At 56.7% G+C, this 20,039-nt stretch carries 27 protein-coding genes; 16 read left to right on the forward strand and 11 right to left on the reverse strand.

What is annotated here, in order from left to right; all coding sequences use genetic code 11:
- Window position 1 precedes the first annotated feature (1 nt).
- The 5 genes from ACLCGK_RS01385 to ACLCGK_RS01405 all read left to right on the forward strand — a co-directional run bounded on the left by ACLCGK_RS01385 (window position 2) and on the right by ACLCGK_RS01405 (window position 4,551).
- Window positions 2-610 (forward strand): hypothetical protein, encoded by a 609-nt coding sequence (locus ACLCGK_RS01385; RefSeq protein WP_410950976.1) that lies wholly within the window; start codon window positions 2-4, stop codon window positions 608-610.
- Window positions 611-685: 75 nt separating this feature from the next.
- Window positions 686-1,960 carry a mechanosensitive ion channel family protein gene (locus ACLCGK_RS01390; protein WP_410950977.1) on the forward strand — a complete coding sequence of 425 codons (1,275 nt, stop codon included), beginning with the start codon at window positions 686-688 and terminating at the stop codon, window positions 1,958-1,960.
- Between the two features lie 19 nt (window positions 1,961-1,979).
- The gene (locus tag ACLCGK_RS01395) at window positions 1,980-2,912 is read left to right on the forward strand and encodes a hypothetical protein (RefSeq protein ID WP_410950978.1); all 933 of its coding nucleotides are present in this window, start codon (window positions 1,980-1,982) and stop codon (window positions 2,910-2,912) included.
- Window positions 2,913-3,000: 88 nt separating this feature from the next.
- Window positions 3,001-3,831, forward strand: coding sequence for a hypothetical protein (locus ACLCGK_RS01400; protein ID WP_410950979.1), 831 nt, complete (start codon window positions 3,001-3,003; stop codon window positions 3,829-3,831).
- 138 nt (window positions 3,832-3,969) lie between these two features.
- Window positions 3,970-4,551 (forward strand): hypothetical protein, encoded by a 582-nt coding sequence (locus ACLCGK_RS01405; protein WP_410950980.1) that lies wholly within the window; start codon window positions 3,970-3,972, stop codon window positions 4,549-4,551.
- Here ACLCGK_RS01405 and ACLCGK_RS01410 read toward each other — a convergent pair.
- The 4 genes from ACLCGK_RS01410 to ACLCGK_RS01425 form a co-directional block, all read right to left on the reverse strand.
- A complete protein-coding gene (locus tag ACLCGK_RS01410) occupies window positions 4,548-4,940 on the reverse strand; it encodes a hypothetical protein (RefSeq protein WP_410950981.1) in 393 nt (130 codons plus the stop codon). The genes ACLCGK_RS01405 and ACLCGK_RS01410 overlap by 4 nt on opposite strands.
- Window positions 4,924-5,112, reverse strand: coding sequence for a hypothetical protein (locus ACLCGK_RS01415; RefSeq protein WP_410950982.1), 189 nt, complete (start codon window positions 5,110-5,112; stop codon window positions 4,924-4,926). Before ACLCGK_RS01415 ends, ACLCGK_RS01410 begins: the two co-directional genes overlap by 17 nt.
- Window positions 5,109-5,480, reverse strand: a complete 372-nt coding sequence (locus tag ACLCGK_RS01420) for a ProQ/FINO family protein (RefSeq protein ID WP_410950983.1) — start codon at window positions 5,478-5,480, stop codon at window positions 5,109-5,111. Before ACLCGK_RS01420 ends, ACLCGK_RS01415 begins: the two co-directional genes overlap by 4 nt.
- Window positions 5,481-5,676: 196 nt before the next feature.
- Window positions 5,677-5,901 carry a hypothetical protein gene (locus ACLCGK_RS01425; protein ID WP_410950984.1) on the reverse strand — a complete coding sequence of 75 codons (225 nt, stop codon included), beginning with the start codon at window positions 5,899-5,901 and terminating at the stop codon, window positions 5,677-5,679.
- A 246-nt stretch (window positions 5,902-6,147) separates the two neighbouring features.
- On the opposite strand from ACLCGK_RS01425, the gene ACLCGK_RS01430 reads away from it, so the two are divergent.
- The 4 genes from ACLCGK_RS01430 (at window position 6,148) to ACLCGK_RS01445 (ending at window position 8,168) form a co-directional block, all read left to right on the forward strand.
- Window positions 6,148-6,534 carry a DUF4031 domain-containing protein gene (locus ACLCGK_RS01430; RefSeq protein ID WP_410950985.1) on the forward strand — a complete coding sequence of 129 codons (387 nt, stop codon included), beginning with the start codon at window positions 6,148-6,150 and terminating at the stop codon, window positions 6,532-6,534.
- A 50-nt stretch (window positions 6,535-6,584) separates the two neighbouring features.
- Window positions 6,585-7,529: a hypothetical protein gene (locus ACLCGK_RS01435; protein WP_410950986.1), complete on the forward strand. Its 945-nt coding sequence runs from the start codon at window positions 6,585-6,587 to the stop codon at window positions 7,527-7,529.
- A 30-nt stretch (window positions 7,530-7,559) separates the two neighbouring features.
- Entirely contained in the window at window positions 7,560-7,826 is a 267-nt protein-coding gene (locus ACLCGK_RS01440; RefSeq protein WP_410950987.1) for a hypothetical protein, read from the forward strand.
- Window positions 7,827-7,898: 72 nt separating this feature from the next.
- A complete protein-coding gene (locus tag ACLCGK_RS01445; RefSeq protein WP_410950988.1) occupies window positions 7,899-8,168 on the forward strand; it encodes a hypothetical protein in 270 nt (89 codons plus the stop codon).
- Window positions 8,169-8,217: 49 nt separating this feature from the next.
- Here the strand turns inward: ACLCGK_RS01445 and ACLCGK_RS01450 are convergent, their stop codons facing one another.
- Window positions 8,218-8,724, reverse strand: coding sequence for a hypothetical protein (locus ACLCGK_RS01450; RefSeq protein WP_410950989.1), 507 nt, complete (start codon window positions 8,722-8,724; stop codon window positions 8,218-8,220).
- 96 nt (window positions 8,725-8,820) lie between these two features.
- Window positions 8,821-9,012: a hypothetical protein gene (locus ACLCGK_RS01455; protein ID WP_410950990.1), complete on the reverse strand. Its 192-nt coding sequence runs from the start codon at window positions 9,010-9,012 to the stop codon at window positions 8,821-8,823.
- Between the two features lie 202 nt (window positions 9,013-9,214).
- On the opposite strand from ACLCGK_RS01455, the gene ACLCGK_RS01460 reads away from it, so the two are divergent.
- The 3 genes from ACLCGK_RS01460 to ACLCGK_RS01470 are packed head-to-tail and all read left to right on the forward strand — an operon-like array spanning window position 9,215 to window position 10,780.
- On the forward strand, window positions 9,215-9,967 hold the full coding sequence (locus ACLCGK_RS01460; RefSeq protein WP_410950991.1) for a sulfite oxidase-like oxidoreductase: 753 nt from the start codon (window positions 9,215-9,217) through the stop codon (window positions 9,965-9,967).
- Between the two features lie 9 nt (window positions 9,968-9,976).
- Window positions 9,977-10,297 carry a hypothetical protein gene (locus ACLCGK_RS01465; RefSeq protein WP_410950992.1) on the forward strand — a complete coding sequence of 107 codons (321 nt, stop codon included), beginning with the start codon at window positions 9,977-9,979 and terminating at the stop codon, window positions 10,295-10,297.
- Window positions 10,298-10,354: 57 nt separating this feature from the next.
- On the forward strand, window positions 10,355-10,780 hold the full coding sequence (locus ACLCGK_RS01470; protein WP_410950993.1) for a KfrB domain-containing protein: 426 nt from the start codon (window positions 10,355-10,357) through the stop codon (window positions 10,778-10,780).
- On the opposite strand, the gene ACLCGK_RS01475 is transcribed toward ACLCGK_RS01470, so the two are convergent.
- The 5 genes from ACLCGK_RS01475 to ACLCGK_RS01495 all read right to left on the reverse strand — a co-directional run bounded on the left by ACLCGK_RS01475 (window position 10,781) and on the right by ACLCGK_RS01495 (window position 13,142).
- The gene (locus tag ACLCGK_RS01475) at window positions 10,781-11,047 is read right to left on the reverse strand and encodes a hypothetical protein (protein ID WP_410950994.1); all 267 of its coding nucleotides are present in this window, start codon (window positions 11,045-11,047) and stop codon (window positions 10,781-10,783) included. It abuts the gene before it with no gap.
- Between the two features lie 98 nt (window positions 11,048-11,145).
- On the reverse strand, window positions 11,146-11,403 hold the full coding sequence (locus ACLCGK_RS01480) for a hypothetical protein (RefSeq protein ID WP_056799170.1): 258 nt from the start codon (window positions 11,401-11,403) through the stop codon (window positions 11,146-11,148).
- Between the two features lie 131 nt (window positions 11,404-11,534).
- A complete protein-coding gene (locus tag ACLCGK_RS01485) occupies window positions 11,535-11,963 on the reverse strand; it encodes a hypothetical protein (protein ID WP_410950995.1) in 429 nt (142 codons plus the stop codon).
- Window positions 11,964-12,118: 155 nt separating this feature from the next.
- Complete coding sequence (locus ACLCGK_RS01490; RefSeq protein WP_410950996.1) at window positions 12,119-12,694, reverse strand: hypothetical protein; 576 nt, start codon at window positions 12,692-12,694, stop codon at window positions 12,119-12,121.
- A gap of 10 nt (window positions 12,695-12,704) precedes the next feature.
- On the reverse strand, window positions 12,705-13,142 hold the full coding sequence (locus ACLCGK_RS01495) for a PH domain-containing protein (protein ID WP_082476820.1): 438 nt from the start codon (window positions 13,140-13,142) through the stop codon (window positions 12,705-12,707).
- 324 nt (window positions 13,143-13,466) lie between these two features.
- On the opposite strand from ACLCGK_RS01495, the gene ACLCGK_RS01500 reads away from it, so the two are divergent.
- The 4 genes from ACLCGK_RS01500 to ACLCGK_RS01515 all read left to right on the forward strand — a co-directional run bounded on the left by ACLCGK_RS01500 (window position 13,467) and on the right by ACLCGK_RS01515 (window position 19,868).
- On the forward strand, window positions 13,467-14,579 hold the full coding sequence (locus tag ACLCGK_RS01500; RefSeq protein ID WP_410950997.1) for an efflux RND transporter periplasmic adaptor subunit: 1,113 nt from the start codon (window positions 13,467-13,469) through the stop codon (window positions 14,577-14,579).
- Window positions 14,576-17,680 carry an efflux RND transporter permease subunit gene (locus ACLCGK_RS01505; RefSeq protein ID WP_410950998.1) on the forward strand — a complete coding sequence of 1,035 codons (3,105 nt, stop codon included), beginning with the start codon at window positions 14,576-14,578 and terminating at the stop codon, window positions 17,678-17,680. The genes ACLCGK_RS01500 and ACLCGK_RS01505 overlap by 4 nt, the downstream gene beginning before the upstream one ends.
- Window positions 17,681-17,786: 106 nt before the next feature.
- Entirely contained in the window at window positions 17,787-18,206 is a 420-nt protein-coding gene (locus ACLCGK_RS01510) for a hypothetical protein (RefSeq protein WP_410950999.1), read from the forward strand.
- Between the two features lie 75 nt (window positions 18,207-18,281).
- Complete coding sequence (locus ACLCGK_RS01515) at window positions 18,282-19,868, forward strand: hypothetical protein (protein ID WP_410951000.1); 1,587 nt, start codon at window positions 18,282-18,284, stop codon at window positions 19,866-19,868.
- Window positions 19,869-20,039: the final 171 nt, after the last annotated feature.

Below are 20,039 nucleotides of genomic sequence, written 5' to 3' on the forward strand. Positions count from 1 at the left end.
CATGTCGACGCTGTCTCTGTATGAGGTTATCCAGGCGCTGGCCAACCCCGAGTGCGAGGATGCAGCGGGTGCACTGTCACTGGCCATCGCGGCGCTGAACAAGAGGATCCATGATCACTGCACGCCTACAACATGGTCATTGTTGGCTGAAGAAGCCGATCTGCTGCTGGATCGCTTGGCGCCGGCCAGCACAGAAGGTCTGCTGGTGTACTGGATGAAGCAGTACGTCACCTTGGGTCAGTCATTTACGAACGTGGTGCATCGCTATGTCGATCCCGGTGTCTCCGCCCTGGGCTGTGTTGTAGTTTGGCAAGTGGTGATCGGTGATTGCGCTGCAGTCCGTGCCCAGATCCTGGAGATCCTTGAGAACAGCACCGTGAGCGAGATCGTGATCGCGTGCGTGTTTGCAGATCTGCGCGTGGAACCCTCTCTTAGGGCTGACTTTGCCAAAGTCATCAACTGCCCACTCACCTTCATTAGTCTGTGTCGCTCTGATGCAAGGGGCATGGCTGGTCTGCGCAATCGCATCTTCCGCCGGTTCGCGCTGCCAGACTGCTGGCAATCGATGACATACATGCCCCGAAATCTCGCCGAGCGTATCAATAGATAGCCCTATCTACGCCGTGACCATTTGGATAGAATTGTTGTCTATAGCGTATATTGATAACGAAAATCCAAGACAGCCATGACAACCCTCTCAGCACTGCCGCTGTACGATCACCTTTCCGCCTGTATCACCTGGTTGCAAGACTACCCACTGGCCTATACGGCAGCCCTCTGTGCCCTGCTCTTGCTGGGCGCCTGGCTGGCCAACCTCGCACTCAAGGGTGTCATCGTGCGGGGCATCAGCCACGTATTGCACCTGACCGTGTTTGAATCCAACAGCCGAGGCCTGCCCCACAAGGTCATCTCGCACCTCTCCAACGTGGTGCCCGCCTGGATCCTGGCAACCGGCGTGGGTTTTATCCCTGGGCTTCCCAGCGCCGCCGTGACGGTCACCAACAACGTCTGTAGCGCCTTTATCATCCTGTGCTTCGCCCTGTTCCTCTCAGGCTTGCTGGACATGGCCCACGCCCTGTACCAAAAGCGCCCCTCGGCCAAGTTCCGGTCGATGAAGGGCTATATCCAGGTCATCCGCCTGCTATTGGCCATCGTCACCCTGATCCTCTGCATCGCGACCCTGGTAGACCGATCGCCACTGATTCTCTTGTCAGGCCTGGGTGCCCTCGCTGCCGTGCTGCTATTGATTTTCCAGGGCACCATTCTTTCAACCGTAGCGGCGGTGCAGATCAATGCCGGGGGAATGGTGAAGCTCGGCGACTGGATTAAAATGGATCAATTCAATGCCGATGGCGTGGTCATCGATATTGCTTTACATACAGTGCGAGTGGAGAATTACGATCTCTCAATTTCTAGCATACCCATAAATAAATTGATCACAGAAAGCTTCGTGTCGTATCGCCAGATGACCCAGTCCAATAGCCGCAGGATCAAAAAAGCCTTTTACATCGATCAATCCACCGTGCATTTCATGGATGAGGCGGAAAAAGCCAACCTCAGCCGCTTCGGCCTGCTCAAGGATTACCTGAAGGCCAAGGAGACCGAGCTGGAGCTTTGGAATCAAAACCTGCCCGCCGATAGCCGCGAGCTGGTCAATACCCGCAGGATCACCAACCTGGGCAGCTTCCGGGCGTACCTGGAGCTGTACCTGCGCAACCACCCTGGGATCCACCAAGATCGCACCCTCATGTGCCGGCACATGAATCCAACACCACATGGACTTCCCATTGAGATCTATGCCTTCACCAACACTTCCGTCTGGACGGAGTATGAGAAGATCCAGGCTGATATCTTTGACCATATATTGGCAATCATGCCAGAATTCGGCCTAGCCGTTCACCAGCAACCCACGGGTCGCGATCTGATGATGCTGGGCACACGTTCAAACATCCCCTCATAAAAACAAGAGAGATTTTTCCATGAATAAGTCCCCAATTCGCGATGCATTTTACAAGGCAGGCAAAGGTTTTGAGCTGCTCACCACGGCAGTAGTTGATCTGTTTGATGAGGTCGCTGGCACCAAGAAGCCCTTCTCCCTCCGGGATTACGAAACAGATCCTCTGGCGGATCGGTTTGCTGTGCACGCCCTGGGCAACACAACCCGCCTGAAAATCCCCCTGGGAGACGTTGATCACAGCGAGGTTGTGGTCAGACACGATGACAGCAAGGTGTTCCTCACGATCAATCCGTTTTCCAAGGGATACTTGATCGAAAACCTTAAAATGTATCTGCAAGAGATCAGGCCAGAAAACCGTCAGGATCATGCCGAAAAACTCGCACATCTGCGTTGGAGCATCTGCTCGGTTGATGACCTGAACCTCTGGGTAAGAACCTGGCTGTTAAGCCAGAATGAACAGGCTGGAGAAAGCGACCAGTGGTCACTTCGCGCCTTCGGCATGGCCAGGCCGCTTCATACCGCCCTGATTGAGCTGCGGGATAAGGGCGAGCTTGTTCTCAATGTTGAGTCCTATCGGAAACACCTTAACCTCGACAGCTTTGTCGAATTAGCGCACAACCGCATGTTGAGCGAGCATGCACGCGAAATGTTGCGCACCTGGCTGATAAACTTGCCCGGCTATAATGAGGATGATGCACTCAATGGAAGCATCTCTCCCAAGGCCTATGAGCATTTCGGCTATTTGGTAATGCAGTTCATGCACTTGGTGGCAAGCACCGGCAATAAGGGCAGGGCTCGAACCTACCGCATGGGCAATGCCGAAATCGAGTACGCCTCTGCCAAGGCTATTCGTGAAGTCACCGCGACCCTTTCTGATGGCGTGTTGACCATCGAACTGGGCCACTCTGAAACAGGCGTAAAAACGGTGAACGTCAAACAGCTCGACAGCCAGTAAATTTGTTGTAGCCAAGAGCATACAGGCACTGCGCGCAGTGCCGGTTTCACATTCAGCGCATTATGTGAATTCATTAAGGAAGGTCAGCATGAATAGCGATTTCAACATTCGAAACCAGCAGGCTTATCCCTTCTCTGATGCATTTACAGCTATAAGCTCGGGGAATAAGACGCAACTCAGCTACCGACTGGGTGATCTTGATTTGAATGAAGTGAGGCTGACCCATAATGACAACACGGTGATCCTCAACATTCAGCCTTATAGCCATGCACATCTGATCGGAAATATGGAATTGTTCCTGTCCGGGATAAAAGCTGAATTTCACGCCGATATCTTTAAGAAATTTGCAGATCTGCGCTGGAAGGATTGTTCTTCGAGCGAGCTTGACGCTCTGGCGGAGACCTGGCAGAAGCACATGGGAGGTGGGCACGAAGCATGGATTGCGCAAGCACTCGCCATGGCGCGACCTTTCCATTTCTCCTTGGTGGAGTTGAGGGATAAATGGATGTTTGTGTTGGATGAGGAAAACTACGCCAACTCAATGAGTCTTGACTCCTTTGTGTCGTTGAGCCAGAACAAAGTGATGTCTGAGACGGCGCGCAAACAGCTATCTGACTATTTGATGACCCTGCCAGGCTACGATCAGGCTGATATGCTGAAAGGGTCTATTTCGCCCAAAGCATATGAAATGCATGCGTTTCACACCATGCGAATCTCCAGCATGTTGATGGGGGCGGGTCATCGAAACAACAAACAGCGCACTTATCGACTGGGCAATGCCATCATCAAGTACACTGCTGCCCTGCCCATCCGGGACATCACGGCGGTACTTACGGATGATATTCTTTCAATCGAGCTGGTGCATGCAGAATCAGATTTCAAGGCGGTGCACATACAGCAGGAGCAATGCAAAAACTAAGCTCCGGCTTCGTTTCTTCGCAAGCTCAGCGGAAACTCTTGAAAACGAAACTGCCGTTTCGTTTTTTGGTTATGATGCTCTTTGCGCGGAACACCGGGGCATCAATACAATGTGAGTACTAAGCCAAAGGAGCTTCAAGTGAACAGCATTGACGAAGTAGCGTGTGCCCTGCGCCGCCTGGACAACCTGATTCTGCGTAGTCCGCTCTCAGCGGTTGAGGTTCGGCGCGACGGGATCATGCAGTTTAGAGATTCTGTACTGGCCCATGCTTGGATCGATGAGGAAGTAGCTACGATCGCCTTCAAAAACATTCTCACCTTCAAATACAACTACCACACCCTCTTTCGAATGAAACACGGCTTCCCCTTGTTCAGGGAGTACCAGGACATGCTGCTTGATCTGGGTGTGCAGCTCGAACGCGCTGTTGTAAGCGCGCTATCTGGCCAACGCATGGATGGCCTGGCGGTGCCAGCAGAGCAGGCCGTAGGGCTGTATTTGGATCGGATTCCTGGATCCCTCAAGGAAACGTCGTGGCGTGAGCTGCACCACGCCTGGTGCGGGACACTGCTTATGCGCCACGACCTTGCCAGCCTTGATCCAAGCCCCTTCAATGACGCGACCCTGCTCAAGCTCTACAAGCTGACCCGAGAGCCCCGCTTCGTGCAGCACATGCAAGGCGACCTGGCAGCCGAGGCGCTGGCCCTGGATCTTGGGCTTTAGCCCGCGACGCTGTCATCCTCGGCATCTGCGAAGTACGTCCACCCCTCCGGTAGATTGAATCTGGCATACCAGGAACCAATATCCAGTTTGTGCTCGGCAAACGCCTGGGCCTTCGGTAGAGTGGTGGGAAAAACTTCGCCAGTCGGGCAAGCATCACGCAAGTCGCACGCTTCGATCAGCTGCACACGCCCTGCTCGCAAATGTCCACGCAGGGATTTCTTGGTAACCGGGGCTTCGCGGGGGAATCGCCAGGTCATGGCCAACCAGGACAGGTTCATGTCGAAAAAATGGCCGAAGCCTGAGCGATCAATGATGTGTTTGGCATCGAAATCCACCGTGATGCTGCCATACACTGGCTCCGCCAAAGGCGACTCAATGGCCTCCAGCATTTCCCCCCCAGGTCGACCTGGAGATCCACGAGAGATCCGGCTCTGGGTTCTCTGCCCACAGCCCCAGGCGCTCGTCCATCAAGACGTGGCCACAGGTCTTGACCCCTGCCCAATAGCGCTTCTGCCCCTGGTGCACAATGATCAGGTTGACGTCATCCAAGCTACAGCTCATGCCTGTGCCCTCTTCTTCAGGAGCAATTTTTTGCGTTCAAAGGCTCGGTCTTTTTCCTCCTGCCTGAGTGGGCAGGTCTCGAACCCCGTCAGGTCAACGCGGAAAGCCTGGTTTTCAAAGGCCTTCAGGTAGAACTTCTGGCCACACCAGTGGGCCAGTACCAGCTGAATTTCATCCTCGGAGGCTTCAATCTGCCGGATGGCCAGGCCGTGCTTGAGTTCCTTTTCAATGCCAGGGTTCAGGGGGTACACCGGGGTGGTGTTCTTGGGCGGGAAAGCCAGCGGGTAATGCTGCTGAATGGTTGAAAGCAGGGACAGGGTGCGTTCATGCTTTCTTTTGCGTCGCTGAGCTGTAATGGGGCCGAGCATAGCGGTCTCCTCTTTGGGCTTCAGCCCAATATATCATTTAAGGAGTTACTGCCCCAGTGTTTTCAGCGATCCAATGGGCTCATGCCGATGGCAGCATGCCGCGCCAGGCGCACAAGCCTGCGCAGGGCAAGCCCGGAGCATGACCTCAGAAGCCCGTTGATAGCGCATGGAGCGACTTCACAGGCGCCATCACTTCTCAATAGATGATCGGTTTGCTGGCCTTCCCGTCGGGTGCAGGTTGCTCGACCGCTTGATCAGCTGCAAGCTCAGCATCGTTGGCCTGGAGTGCTTCTGTCGGATCGGGCGCTGGCGCCGTGATGTGGATAGCAGGCAGTTCGATCGGCGCCGGCTTATCACCAGCCTGCGCGAACAGTGCGGAGCAGGCCAAGGTCAGGCCCAAGATCAAGGTCGAAATTTTCATGAGGCACCAGGCGGTCGGGGAACTGGTTGGTATTTCCGATGCACCAATTATCACTATAGTCGAGATGGATAACAAGGCGGACTCAATGCTGGCTCGCATTGCATCGATCCTGCCGCTGAGAGGGCAACAGGGCCGCGCCTATCGACACCTTATGTGCTATATTGGCAGCTCTGATGGACGGATTTGCCCTGCGGCTCGCCGTCCTGGATGTCCAGCCAACCAGACAGCACCCGAAGGGATTGTTCTATGACCGTCTACGTTGACGATATGAAAGCCAAGTTTGGGAACATGGTGATGTGCCACATGATTGCAGACAGCGACGAAGAGCTGCATGCGATGGCGGACGCGATTGGCGTAGCCCGGCGTTGGCATCAGGCACCACCCCGCCATCACAGTCATTACGACATCGCCCAAAGCAAAAAAGCCATTGCCATCAAAAACGGTGCAGTGGCGATCACCTGGGCCGAAGCCGGTGCCATGTGCGCCATGCGCCGGGCCACGGGTCGCCTGGGAACCCCTGAAGAAGCCACGGCCTGGCGGGCCAATCGAAACACGCCTGAGACCAACGCCGCCGCTCCGTCTGCACAAGACGAGAAGCCCGCGCCGGGTGTGACGCCGGATCTGTTCGGATGAATGATGAAAACCCATCCCTTTGCAGGCTGCCGCGAGGTTGATAGCCAGTCATGACCACGTTGACCCTGGCCCTCAAGGGCGAATACTTCGACGCGATCAAGTCCGGCACCAAGCTGGAAGAGTATCGCCTGGTCACGCCCTATTGGCGCAAGCGCCTGGAAGGCCGCGACTATTCGTGCATCGAGCTGACGCGAGGCTACCCACGCCGCGATGACGCCACAAGGCGGCTACAACTGCCTTGGAGAGGCTTTCGCGTGATCACGCTGACGCATCCGCATTTTGGAGCAGAGCCGGTCACCGTTTTTGCGATCAACGTCCAGTCCGAGGCATTGGCAGCACCACAATCCCAAGGCGCGACGACAGTGACAAGCAGCCCAGCCGGCAAAGCCGTGCTGGAACATGCCGACTGCCCTGGCGACCACATGCCCGCCCTGCACCACTACGCCATTTTTCAGCGGCCAGAAGCGTTTGGCCAGGGGATCAGGCTGCTTGGGTTCACCCGCGATACGCCGAGTGACGAGGCGCTGGCCCAAAACGGTCACCTGGCGCTTGTCCTCGATACGACCCTGGCCAGCGAGGTCGCGGCGCAGTATGCGCTGGAGACGCCTGAGCGTCGACAGGAGCTTGCGCACAGCCCGAGGGCACTCATCATCGAGGGCAGCCTGTGGGAGACCGGCGTATGCGCCTATGGCCCCTTCCTGAATGCGCAAGAGGCACATCTGCACACCTGGAAACTGGGGTCGATTCATCGCACCATGATCATTTCCCTTGAACAGCCGCAGCGCGAGCTTCGCGTGCAACGCGCCGTGAATGTCGAGCGGTTGCGCGAGGAGTCGGCGCTGTATCACGGGGTGATGCAGGATCTGTATGACATCAAGCGCCCCCATGGCAAATGCCAACCCCGAGCCGATAAGGCCTGCACCCACTGCAACGCCCAAGACCGCCTGGACAAGGCCCTGGCCGAGTACCCCGGCCCTCGGGTCGTCTGCTCCTGAATCCACAATAACAACAACTGGAAACATGAAATGAAAACAACAAAAAAACGCTGGAACGCCGACGGTGTATTTGGCCTGGTGTGGATTGCCTGTGCGGGTGTCAACCTGGTCAAAACCGCCACTTTCATCCACGAGGGCCAAAATCTCCTCTCGACCGAAGTGGCTGGCAACTTGCTAATTTCACTGGGGTTCGCATGCTTAGGTGTGGCCTACCTATCAAAAATGCGCAGGGCAATTCCAGCCGAAGCCAATGAACACACCCAGGATCAGATTCCCTCGGAAAAAGCTGGCGCCTGAACCCTCTGGGTATTCCAACGACAAGACGCCAGTTCGACTAAAAACTGGCGTTTCACAGCACCGGAGCAAGTCATGGCAAGATCAAACCAATACCAGAAACCCAAAGCCCAAGTGGCTATCCCCTTGCTGCTGGCATACTTTGCTGGCATGCACCTGGTACGGATCACCTCAAAACTCAGTGAGGGGCTTGGATTTTTCTCGTTCGACGTGGTCAGTTCGCTGATCATTACCCTCGGCTTCGCCGCCATTGCAGTCGCCTATCAGGTGAGCCTGGTGAAAATGGCTCAGGCTCATTTGAAGGCCACCGCCGCCGCTGATACCTCGGCGCCTGAAGAAGCTTGAATGCCAGGTCAGGCGCGAGACAAGGGGCTGGCACCGTGAGCCCCTGTTACTAACCTGCAGCTTCTGGGTTGTTGATCGTGATGGTCAGGGATTGGCCATCGAGCAGGTCGATCTTTTTCGGTACCCCCCAGGCAAACTCCACAAACATGCTCCTGGTGGTCGAGCTGGTCATGCCTGTGGGCGACGTACAGTCTTTGCTGGCGTCGGCCACCTTCTGGTCTTTGACCGCCTGTTGCATGAACCCGACGTAAGCCCTGACCCCGGTGGCGTCAGTATTGGTGGGTAGAACTGTCACCGTGGTCGCACTGACCGTATTCATCACGACCGAAAGCTTGTCCGGGCCCTCGGCAGGGTTCACGTCCATGGTGATGCAGAGCGCCTGGTGGGGAGTAGATTGCAATTCGCCCGAGCTGACCGTGGCCGAACGACCGACTTGGGTTGTCAGTGCCGAGGAAAAACCTGGGGCGTCGATCGCGATGACTACCTTGTTCGGTTCCGCATGGGCGAAGCCGACCATGAGGCCGAAGACCAGTGGCAGGGTTTTGATCAGGTTCATGGATGCTCCTTGGGTTCACGATTATCGGTTAAGCGGAATATTGCCTTTATGCCGGAAAGGGCCTGCGGACACTTATGCACCAGGCCCTAAGACAACCTACTGCCTGGCAGCAACTGCCAGGCCTGTCGCACTCACTTCGCAGCAGGCAGGGTCACCGGCATGGCGCCATTGGCAGGTCGACTTGGCACAGGCCTCGCTGTACTTGTCGATCGCACGAAGCTGGACGAGCTGCTCCGGGATGTAGTGCATCTTGTCGGCATAGGCTTCGGCGTCAGTGGCGCACATCATGGGGACAATTTCTTAATCGGTCAATATATGTTTAACCCGAATAGCCGATAAGGCATTTACCCGTGGCGGGATTGAGGCGACAATAGCGTTTCACTTGAAGGCCTGCGGGAACAAACCTCTGTCAGAAGGTTGGCCAGGACTGTGCGTCGCCTCGTCATTTTGAATGAGGGCCTCGGCCCTGCGGGTTTGGGAGAACATCGCCGTGAAAGATCCTGGGAAGCTGATTGCCGCCAAACTGAAATTTGCCGAGGAAGGCCGCTTCCTCACGGGCGATAAGGCCCAGCCGGGAAATTCGCGCATTCCACCGGGGCAAGGCCTGGTGAAAGGCTTGCCTGTGCTGGATTTGGGAGTACAGCCCGAGATCGCGATCGAGGCGTGGACGTTGGCACTGGAGGGGTGCGTCAGGCAGCCCAGGGTGCTCGATCACCAGGCGATCGCCAGCCTCCCTCAGTCGAGGATCAGCGCCGATATCCATTGTGTCACCAGCTGGACACGGCTGGACAGCCAATGGGAGGGTGTCCTCCTGACCGACCTGGTCGCAGGCCTTGGGATCGATGAGCGCGCCCCCTACGTCCTCCTGCACTGCGAAGATGACTACACGGTCAACGTTCGCCTGTCTGATCTGCTGGCATCACAGTCCATGCTCGCACACACCTACGATGGCGCCCCGATCAGCACGGAGCATGGCGGGCCCTATCGCCTGGTCATCCCCTCCCTGTACTTCTGGAAGTCGCCGAAATGGCTGAGGCGCATTGAATTTTTGCAGGAGAAGATCCCTGGCTATTGGGAGCAGCGTGGCTACCATGACATCGGCAACCCCTGGCGGGAGGAGCGCTACGGCCCCAAACAGGCATTGCCGCGACCAGCCGAGCCTACCCAGTCGCCGCCCGCGCCAGCACCCCAGGATCACAGCCGCTGGCGGCGTTTCGTAACCTGGTTCAACACATACGTTTGAAGGTGGTACATGAAAACCAATCATCGACGCAATTTTAAAGAAACCCGCGACCCCAGGGCTGTCTTCGCTCGCTACATTGTTGGTGGCAACTCACGCCGCCTGGAGCTTTCCGACAGGGAAGTCACTGCGTATGCAACGTGCACCAGCCACACCAACGGCAAGCGCGGGATCGCCAGGGACAAGTGCGGCGCCAAGAAGTTTGTCAACTCACGGGCGCGTTTTCACGAGCGCCAAGCGCTGGCCAGGCTGGTTCGCAAGGGTGTCTGCACTGAGAACGACCCGGATTCTGGAACTGATGCCATTGGGTATAGCGACGATCTCGACGATTAATAGATTTATTGCCACATCAACCGGTACAATCAAAGAAAAACAAGAAATGAGGTGGTTATGAAAGGGTATTTCCCTTCGGTGCTGATGAAGCCTGAGCGCTCGCTCAAGATCTGTGTATTGAATGGCAGTCGCCAGATTGAGATGGTCATCGACGGCCAGTGGGTGTGCCTGGAGGTTAAGCCGGAGGCAGGTTTGCCAAGGGGTATCTACCAGCTTGCCGATGCCAAAGACCCAACCCAAACGCGGGAATCGGCTGCATTTTCCAGTGCGATCGTGCATGTCAACGATCGACACGTGTGGCAATTTTCCGACGATGGCATCGTGAAGCACGCTCGGAGTCTGTTCAAGGGTGAGCCGAAAGTCGGCCAGCCGTACGACGTCAGTTACGAGGGTGGTCGGGGTATTGCGGTGGATGTGCCTCAGCAGGAGCGAGCCAAGCATCGGGTGCACACACCTGAGAGCGGGCTTTCGTTGGGCAGATAGTCAGTAGGCGGGGGTTGATTTTACACCGCTGCCCGCTTGATCAATCCTGGGTACCAGGGCATCACGCGGGGACACATTTGTAATGGCAATGGTGCGTGTGCGCGCCACCCATCCGCCCGCTTCCCAGGCCATGAACTCGATCCGAATGCGCGTGAGCATGACCTTTTTCACAATGGCTGGGATGCTTTGCGCTGCCCTGCCGCCCAGGCTTTTAAAATTCCAATAAACCTTCATGCCCTGCACGAACTCGCGGACTTCGCCGATCATGCAGGGTGGAAGTGTTTGCGGCGCCGCAGCGCTCGACTGCCCAGAGACCATGAAAAACCTCGCAGATCGCTGCTCTAGGTGGGATTGGCTGGGAGCAATCAGACCTGGCCGAAGGACATTGGCAGGCGCTGGTTGTCCATCGGTGCCGAGCCTTTCGGGCGATGGCTCAGGGACAGGTGGGGCACAGAGCGGAACTCGTACGTCCAGTTGCCGCGCTTTTTACGAGCGAGCTCAACATGGATCAACGAGCCAAACACTTCCTTGACGACGCCAGGTACAACCTGGGAAGGCGTCTTGTCGCAGGACTGTGGCAGGGTGAAATAAACGGTGTCATTGGTGCGAAAATGCTGATCCATGAAAAGGTTCTCCTTGTGTTATTCATGAACATTGGCTGGTCAACGGGCTGCCAGCCAATCAAGCAACAAATTCTACGCCCCAGTTGCCAATTTGTCAAATAACCGAAATGGCTTTTTTGCTGCTTCCCAGGTCATTCCTTACAGACTGCAGTGTCAGCGGCTATTTCTTTGCGCTCAAAGGTGATTCCAGCCCCGAGTGTGGCGCCGATCCAGACGAAGATGCCAATAGGGCCTGCTGCATACGCCACAAGCACGGCCAGGGCAGTGGCCAAAGCAAATCCAAGGCAGTAGCGCAGCCATTTCGGCAGATACCGGCAAAACCATTTCACCACAGCAACGCGTTCCTGAGGCTCTACGTGACGGTAATCTGGGCTGTTGGGGTCATCAAGACGATGCATGACGATTTGGACAACTACGAACATCCAGCCCGTCCCCAAGATTCCCAGAAATATTCGGGTCGGTTGATCATCACTCACGAAGCCGAGGGTGCAAGCGCTGATCCCTGCAAACATCAGCAAGCACGCCAGCACCAGCAAGCACTTTGTTGCAATCGTTTTCATGGGTTGGTGCCTCGCGGTGGGTTCAGGATGCGAAGGGTTTTGACAGTGCCACCTGCGCCTTCTGGCTACAGCTGGCTCACTTGTGAAACCAAGCCCCAGGCGCAGACTCGAACAATGCGGCTTGGCATCGGGCCTTTCAGAGCCGTTGGGCTGTCTCAAGGCGCGAGTTCGGATTTGTCGCGCAGGGAGACTTCTTGAAATTTACGCCGCATGGCGTCCTGCGACTTTCCCGCTCCTGTTGAGGCAATCTCCTGATCCAGGCGACGAATGAGGCGGCGTAGCGCGGATGCCGCCTCCTGATTCGTGAGAAATTCCTGTCCATCCACTGCCATCGCCAGATCCGGGAATTCCTTCGCTTTGGAAGCAAAGCGTTCGTAGAAATAGGCCGTCACTTCTTTTTGTTGGATCAAGTCTGTTTCATACGAGGCGCAAACGGCATAACCTGCGATCACACACCCCACGAGCAGGATGGCAAAGAGATTTGACAACGCATCCTGGGCTTCAGGCGGCAGCGGGCCGCTGATGAGGAAAGCAAAAAGGCCGAACACGCACAGCGCCATGATCGCCATGACCGTCAAGCTGTTGACCAGCACTGCCGGCAGTGCTGTCAGCAGCCTGTGTTTTCGTGGCTCTTCTTTGCCGCACTCTTCGCGAAGCTCATCGAGCAGTCCCTTGCATTCGCCCCGCAAGACTTGCGACTGACCCTTGTGAAAGGCCTGAGTATGAATCATGGTGAATTCCTTACGCGTCAAATTCGCGAACGCCGCGACGAATGCGGCAGGCTTCGGACTCGTTACGAATCATGCCCTGCACCTTCTCGGATTCGAGAATACCCGCAAGCGTAACATTCGGTGTGGTGCGGTCGGAGGTCACCAGGGAGACGTTGCCCAGGCCCACCAAGCGCATCAGAAAGGGCTTGAACAAGGCGTAGTCCTTGACACGGTACAGCTCCAGTTCGTCAGCATGCTTGTTCAACACGCCCCGGTAGGTGAACAGGCGTTGATTGGTCAGCACATAGCGGGTGTTTTTCACCACCAGCCACTGCCACAGGGCAATCAGCAGCGGGAATGCCATCCAGCAGAACAGCGTGGCGGCAAAGAACGTCCCTGCGTTGTTCCATTGGGATGGTCTACCCTCCCAGACTATTTGTTCGTTAGCATTCAGGTGAGGCATCGACATGGGATCTACTCGCACTGGGTGTCCATAGACTCTACCGGAGACCCTTAAGGCAGTCAATTTAGCACTAATCCGAGTAATCCAGTCCCGCTTATGCCGGCCAGGATCTGCAGAAGTCGAGCGCCGCGCAGATTCAGCCGGGCCGATATATTGCGAGGTGTGTCTGCCCCTGACTGGCGCGAGTCCTAACTCAGGGGTGTTTGTGCAGATCAATGCCCTTCATCCCCGCCCAGCCATTTTCAATATCCAACAAAACCGTTGCCCTATCAGCCGCAGAACGCCAAAATATACCCAGCTGAGACAATTCCAGAATAAAAAGAGAGCCCAATGAGAGCATGTAAGGCCTTCTGCGCCCTGTCCGCCGCTATTTTACTGGCAGGTTGCGGCAACAGCGGTGCGCCATCCCAGAACCACCGCGCCCCGACCGCAACCCCTGTCCACACCCAACGCGTCGACCTGCAACGCTATACCCCCACGCTGACGGTACTGGGTCAGGCCGTCGCCTCGGCCCAGGTTGATATCAAGGCCAAGACCACCGGCCTGCTTGAAGCCAAGCACTTCGCCGATGGCAATGCCGTGGAGCAGGGGCAAGTCCTGTTCACTCTGGAACAGACTGACCTGAACCTTGCCTTGAAACAGGCCGATGCCCAGCTGCAGAGCGCCCGCGCCAGCCTCGACCAGGCCCTGCGCGAAGAGCGCCGGCAAGCCAATTTGCTGGCAAACAAAGCCGCCGCCCGGCAGGACTACGACAACGCGCTGAGCACCCTTCAGGTCGAGCAGGCCAGGGTCAACTCCGCCCTGGCCGCCCGCGATATCGCCCGCAAAGGGATGGCGGATTCCGTGATCAAGGCCCCCTTCTCCGGCAAGCTGGGAATAGCAACGGTGTCGGTGGGTGATTACCTCTCGCCCTCCAACAACCTGGTGACGCTCACGGCGGTTTCCCCCATGTGGGTGACCTTTGCCCTGTCTCAGCTCCAGTACCAGGCCATGTTCCCTGCCGGACTGGACGATGCCAAGGTCAATGTGTTGCTTGAGGATGGGTCGGTCGTGGGCGATGCCAAGCTGGACTACACCTCGCCCGAGATCAGCAGCAGCTACGGTACCGTGACGCTCAGGGCCTCCCTGGGTAACGACGATGACCGACTAAAGGCGGGCCAATACGTGCGGGTGACCGTCAGTGGGGCCAGCCTTGCCGATGTCAGCCTGATCCCTTTGAAGGCCGTTCAGCAGTCAGAAGCCGGGCCCTACGTCTATGTAGTCAAGGACGGTAAGGCGCAGCGCCAGGCGGTGGGCAACAACGGCTGGAACACCACCGAATACCAGGTGGCGAGCGGGCTTGAAGCAAACGCCGAGGTCGTCCTGGACAACCTTTTGAAAATCTATCCGGGCGCCCCTGTTGAGGTGATTCAGGATGGTACCGCAAACAAGGATGCAAAATGACCAGCTTCTTCATCAAGCGACCGATTTTCTCGACGGTTATCAGCCTGATCATCATCATCGCCGGCACCCTGGCTTCGCTGGGCTTACCGGTGATGCAATACCCCGCCATTTCCCCGCCCACGGTGAATATCAGCGCCACGTACACCGGGGCCAGTGCTGAGACCCTGGCCAAGGTGGTCGCCGCGCCGATCGAAGATGTCCTCAACGGCGTGCCAGGCCTGCTGTATTACAACTCCACCTCAAGCTCCGATGGCGGCATGCGACTGACCGCGACCTTCGAGGTCGGCACAGACATCGACATGGCCGTGGTGGATATTCAGAACCGCCTGCAAGCCGTCACGGCACGTCTGCCCGAGGATGTGAACCGCAATGGCGTCACCGTGCGCAAGCGCAGCAGTGACATGCTAATGGTGCTGGCGCTTGTTTCCCCAGATAGCAGCCGCTCGGCCCTTGAGCTTTCCAACTACGCCTCCCTAAACTTGGTTGATGACCTCAAGCGGGTGCCGGGCGTGGGCGATGTGCAGATCTTTGGTGAAAAGAGCTATTCCTTGCGTGCCTGGATCAACCCGGAAAAAATGGCCGCATTAGGCATCACCATGACCGATGTGACGTCAGCGATTGCGAGCCAAAACAATCAAAATGCGATTGGCAAAATCGGCGATGAGCCTGTCGCCGGATCCCAGCAACTGACCTTCACCGTCACCGCCAAAGGACGCTTGATCAGCCCAGCACAGTTCGAGCACATAATCGTGCGTCAGGACGCCCAGAAAGGCGTGGTACACCTCAAGGATATTGCCCGCGTAGAGCTCGGGGCGCAGAGTTATTCGTCCATCACGTTCATGGATGGCGCTCCAGCCATTGGCCTGGGCATCAACCTGCAGACCGGTGCTAACGCCCTGGATGTCGCCGATGCCGTCAAGGCCAAAATGGCCAGTTTGAGCAAACAGTTCCCACACGGCGTGTCGGTGAAGACCGCCTACGACACCACGACCTTCATCAGTGTTTCGATTGACGAGGTGATCAAGACCCTCGTTGAGGCCATGATTCTGGTCATCCTGGTGGTGTTCCTGTTCCTGCAGAACTGGCGCGCAACCCTGATCCCGATCCTGGCGGTGCCAGTGTCGCTGGTGGGCACCCTTGCCGGCCTTTGGGTGTTGGGCTTCTCGATCAATACCCTCACACTGTTTGCCATGGTGCTGGCAATCGGTATCGTCGTGGATGACGCCATCGTCGTGCTGGAGAACGTTGAGCGGCTCATGCATGAGAAGGGCTTGTCTGCCCGCCAGGCGTCAATAGAGGCCATGCAGGAGGTCTCAGGGGCATTGGTGGCGATCGTCCTTGTGCTGTGCTCGGTATTCATCCCTGTGTCGTTCCTGGGTGGCATTGCTGGCACCCTGTACCAACAGTTTGCCGTGACGGTGGCGCTGGCGGTCGCACTCTCGGGTGTCGTTGCGCTGACCCTGACGCCTGCGCTGTGCGCCCTGCTGCTCAAGCCTCACAAAGTCGAGGGCAAGTTCTTCGCCGGATTCAACGCCCGGTTTGAGCGCCTCACCTCTGGCTACACCTGGTTGGTGGGCAAGACCCTTAGAAACAAGGTGACCACCGCCCTGGTATTCCTGCTGGTTTGCGCCGGCACCATGACCTTGGCCAAGACCACCTCGACCAGCTTTGTGCCAGCGGAAGACCAGGGCATGCTGATGGGCTCGATTCAGCTACCAGACAACGCTTCGCTCTCGCGCACCACGGCCTTCATCGAGAACTTTCGCCAGAAAATGATGGCTGATGAATCGGTGAAAAGCGTCTTCAGCATCAGTGGCATGGATTTCATCGGTGGCGGCAACAAAAGCAACTCCGGCGCCCTGTTTGTGGCCTTGAAACCCTGGGAGGAGCGCACAGTGACCGCGATGGACATCGCGGGCAAGTTCATGGGCATTGGTATGAGCATGAACGACGGCCTGGCCATGATGTTCAACCCGCCCGCGATCATGGGCCTGGGTTCGACCGGTGGGTTTGAGTTCTACCTGCAAAACCGTGATGACGGGGATCCTCAGTCGCTGGCCAAGCAACTGGACAAGCTGGTGGCGGCGCTCAAGGCAGATCCCCATTTCGCCAGCATCAACACCTTCTACCGGGCACAAGTGCCGCAGCTGTACGTGGATGTCGATGAGGAGAAGGCTGTTTCCATGGGCGTGTCCCTGCAAGACCTCTACAGCACCCTGCAAAGCACGATTGGCTCGATTTACGTCAACGACTTCAACCTCTCGGGCCGCACCTACCGCGTCCAGGTGCAAGCCGATCAGCAGTACCGCAGTGCGCCAACAGACATCACCGCGCTGTATGTGCGCAATACAGCGAATGAGCTGGTGCCGCTCTCGGTGCTGGTCAAGGTACAAATGAAAAACGGCCCGGAAAGCCTGGAGCGTTTCAACGGTTTTGTCGCCGCCAAGATCACCGGCAGTGCAGCCAAGGGCGTCAGCTCTGGCGATGCGATCAAGGCGGTTGCAGCGGTCGCCGGCAAGGTGCTTCCTGACAACTACCATGTCGAGTGGGCGGGTCAGGCGTATCAGGAGCAAAACAGCGGCTCCACCACCTATCTGGCTTTCGGATTTGCCATCGTGATGGTGTTCCTGATCCTGGCGGCGCAGTATGAAAAATGGAGCCTGCCGCTGGCCGTTATCCTGAGCATCCCCTTCGCCTTGCTCGGGGCATTCGGGGCCATTCTGCTGCGTGGCATGCCCAATGACGTGTACTTCCAGATCGGCCTGGTGGTGCTAATCGGTTTGTCTGCAAAAAACGCCATTCTGATCGTTGAGTTCGCACAGCAACAGCTCGATAAGGGGGTCGGCCTCATCGAGGCTTCGCTGCAAGCGGCTAAGTTACGTTTCCGCCCCATCGTGATGACCTCTCTGGCGTTCACCCTCGGCGTGCTCCCACTGGTGGTGTCCAGTGGCGCCGGGGCCGCCGCACGCAAATCCATGGGCACAGGCGTGTTTGGTGGTATGCTAGCCGCGACCTTCGTGGCGACCATCTTCGTGCCGCTGTTCTTCATGCTGCTCTCCTCGCGCAAACCTAAGCCGGTGGAGGAAGACCCCCAGCCGTGAGGGTACAGTCGGCAGTGAACAAGGCGCTCATCGAGCGCCTTTTTTACTTATCATGTATATTGGCTGGCACATCACCGATCCCCATTAATCTGCGAGATTCTGCACCATGTCCAACGGCGAAAAGGATGAAACCCTTACCCTCAGGGTGGCACTTGGCTTATGTCCCGATTCCCCGGCATCCTGGGGCTGGGAAATCTACGGCGACAACCTGGCGCTGCGCCGAGGTGTTGCGCCATCCCAGTTGGAGGCCTACACCGAGGCGGCTACGCAACTGGCCCAATTCAGTGCAGGGCTGGGCAACGAGAACCCTGCCGACATACCGGACAGTGCAATCGAGCTTTCTATTGGCAGGGGCATCATTGCCTCGTACCCGGAAACCTGGGCCTGGGAGATCGGCAGCGCCTACAACGGCTACAGCTGGGGCACCGCAGACTCACTGGAAGCGGCGACCAGGGATGCTGCATTCAGGTTCCTTGCGATCAAGCAGGACATGCTTCAGTACCAGCCAGAACAAAACGCCACCTGATGCCAGCAGGTTATCGACCGCATTAACTTCAGAGGTTGTTAACGTAGCGGACATCGCGCAAGGGTCGAGGGTGGAATGAACGTCATTTTCAAAGATTTTGCCGCAGACGCCTTTGGCGAAAAAACAACTGCCCTGATCAACGAATACACCCAGGCATGCCGCAAACAACTGCCCGGTGAGGATAACGATCTACCAAGAAGGATTGCGCTTTGGCACCGTCAAAGTGCCAGTAATTTCAGGAAATTCCACCATGATTTTCTCGAAAACCGGCTGTGTAACGGCACCGACCTACGCGCCGTCCTGACATTTTGCATGGCGTTCCTGCACAGCTACGGCCAGAGCTCCCTGGCTGACTTTTATGAACGCTTGGTCGATCATCATCTTTCGATCAACCCTAGGCATGTCATGCTTGGTGTGGGCCTGCCACCCCTGATGCCACTGTTCGATGCCAAGCTGTCAGTCATTCGACGGCTGGTGCATAGGCTGTATATAACCTCAGAGGCCGGCAAAAGATTTGACTCCTCGATATATGCACGCTGTGGATTTGAAATCTTTGGGAAAGCCCAGCGTTCCACCCTAGGCACTGATCCAGTCAGCCAATGTACGCAGGAACACATTGATAATATCCGGGCGAACCAGCGCCCACAGGTACGTGGAGGTGCCAATTTCAGCGGTGACGTGGGGCTGTATGATTTGTTTGTCGCAGTATTCAAAGGCCAAGTGGTGCACGGTGTGACCCTTGACCAAGTCTCACGCTACTTAATCCAAGACATTTTAAATGGCAGAGTCACCACGGACAATGAGCTGGCAACCTGTGTGAAGGTGGCGGTGTATCCGATCGGACTGCTTTGCCACCTGGAGGGAGTTGGGATGAAACGCCTCATCAAGCAGCTGCGCATTGTCATGACAGCGATTTGCCAGGCCCTGAAAATAGATGCCGTATTGGGTGATGCTGTGTTTCGCGGCGTGTTGATCAATCTCTTCTATTTTGACCCTGAAGCCTTGCGGAGACTGGCGCCAGCCCGTGATGAAGTTTCCGGTCAAGCTATCAGGCAGCATCTGTTGATTGGGGATCAGCACCGCAAGCTGCTGGGCGGGCCATTGGCATTGATCTACCACCCAGTAAGCTGGAATCCACAGTCACTGCTGGCGTTCCAGCTGGACTGTTTGGGCCGCGCTGGTTTCAACATCGGATTCGATGACGCACTTGGAGGTGGGGCAACGCACGAAGTGCAGGCCAATCTCCTAGCCCGTGAGGGGGGTTATACCGATGGCCTGAAAGCTGTGCTAAATGCAGCAGTCACCTTGCCTAGCATACCCTACGAAGAACTCGAAAGGGTTGTGGACTTTGACGCCTTGACCGCGCCTGAGGCTGCTGTCTTTATCAGTGGGGTGTGTGCCTCGGTTGCCGCCCGTTACAAATACTGGGCAATCCACCAAAGCTGGATTCCGTCGATGCGGCCCAAGCTGCCAGAAAAGACCTTGTTGCAGCTCACGCCCCCGATACGTCAGTTGACCATTGATTGTCTTGCAAAATCGGAGCGGCTTTGCACTGATTCCATGTTATTGCTCAATGTCACTGGAGAGGAGCTTCAGGCCAGCGGCCAGCATTTACCGGAAGACCGTTGGGAGCAAGCCCTGGGACATGATATGGGTCTATAGGCCCTGCTCAAACCGCGCAGCAGCGCACATCCAGTCGGCAATCCCGATAAGTATGGGCCTTGCACGCCCTCTTTCGCCTTCCCTACAATAATCACCAGTCGGGAAATAAGCGAACCGTCAGAGCGCTAGACGGACGCGATCTCCTTCAAAAAACTTCTGGTGGTGATTGTG

The sequence above is a fragment of the Pseudomonas sp. S1(2024) genome, from assembly GCF_046557535.1.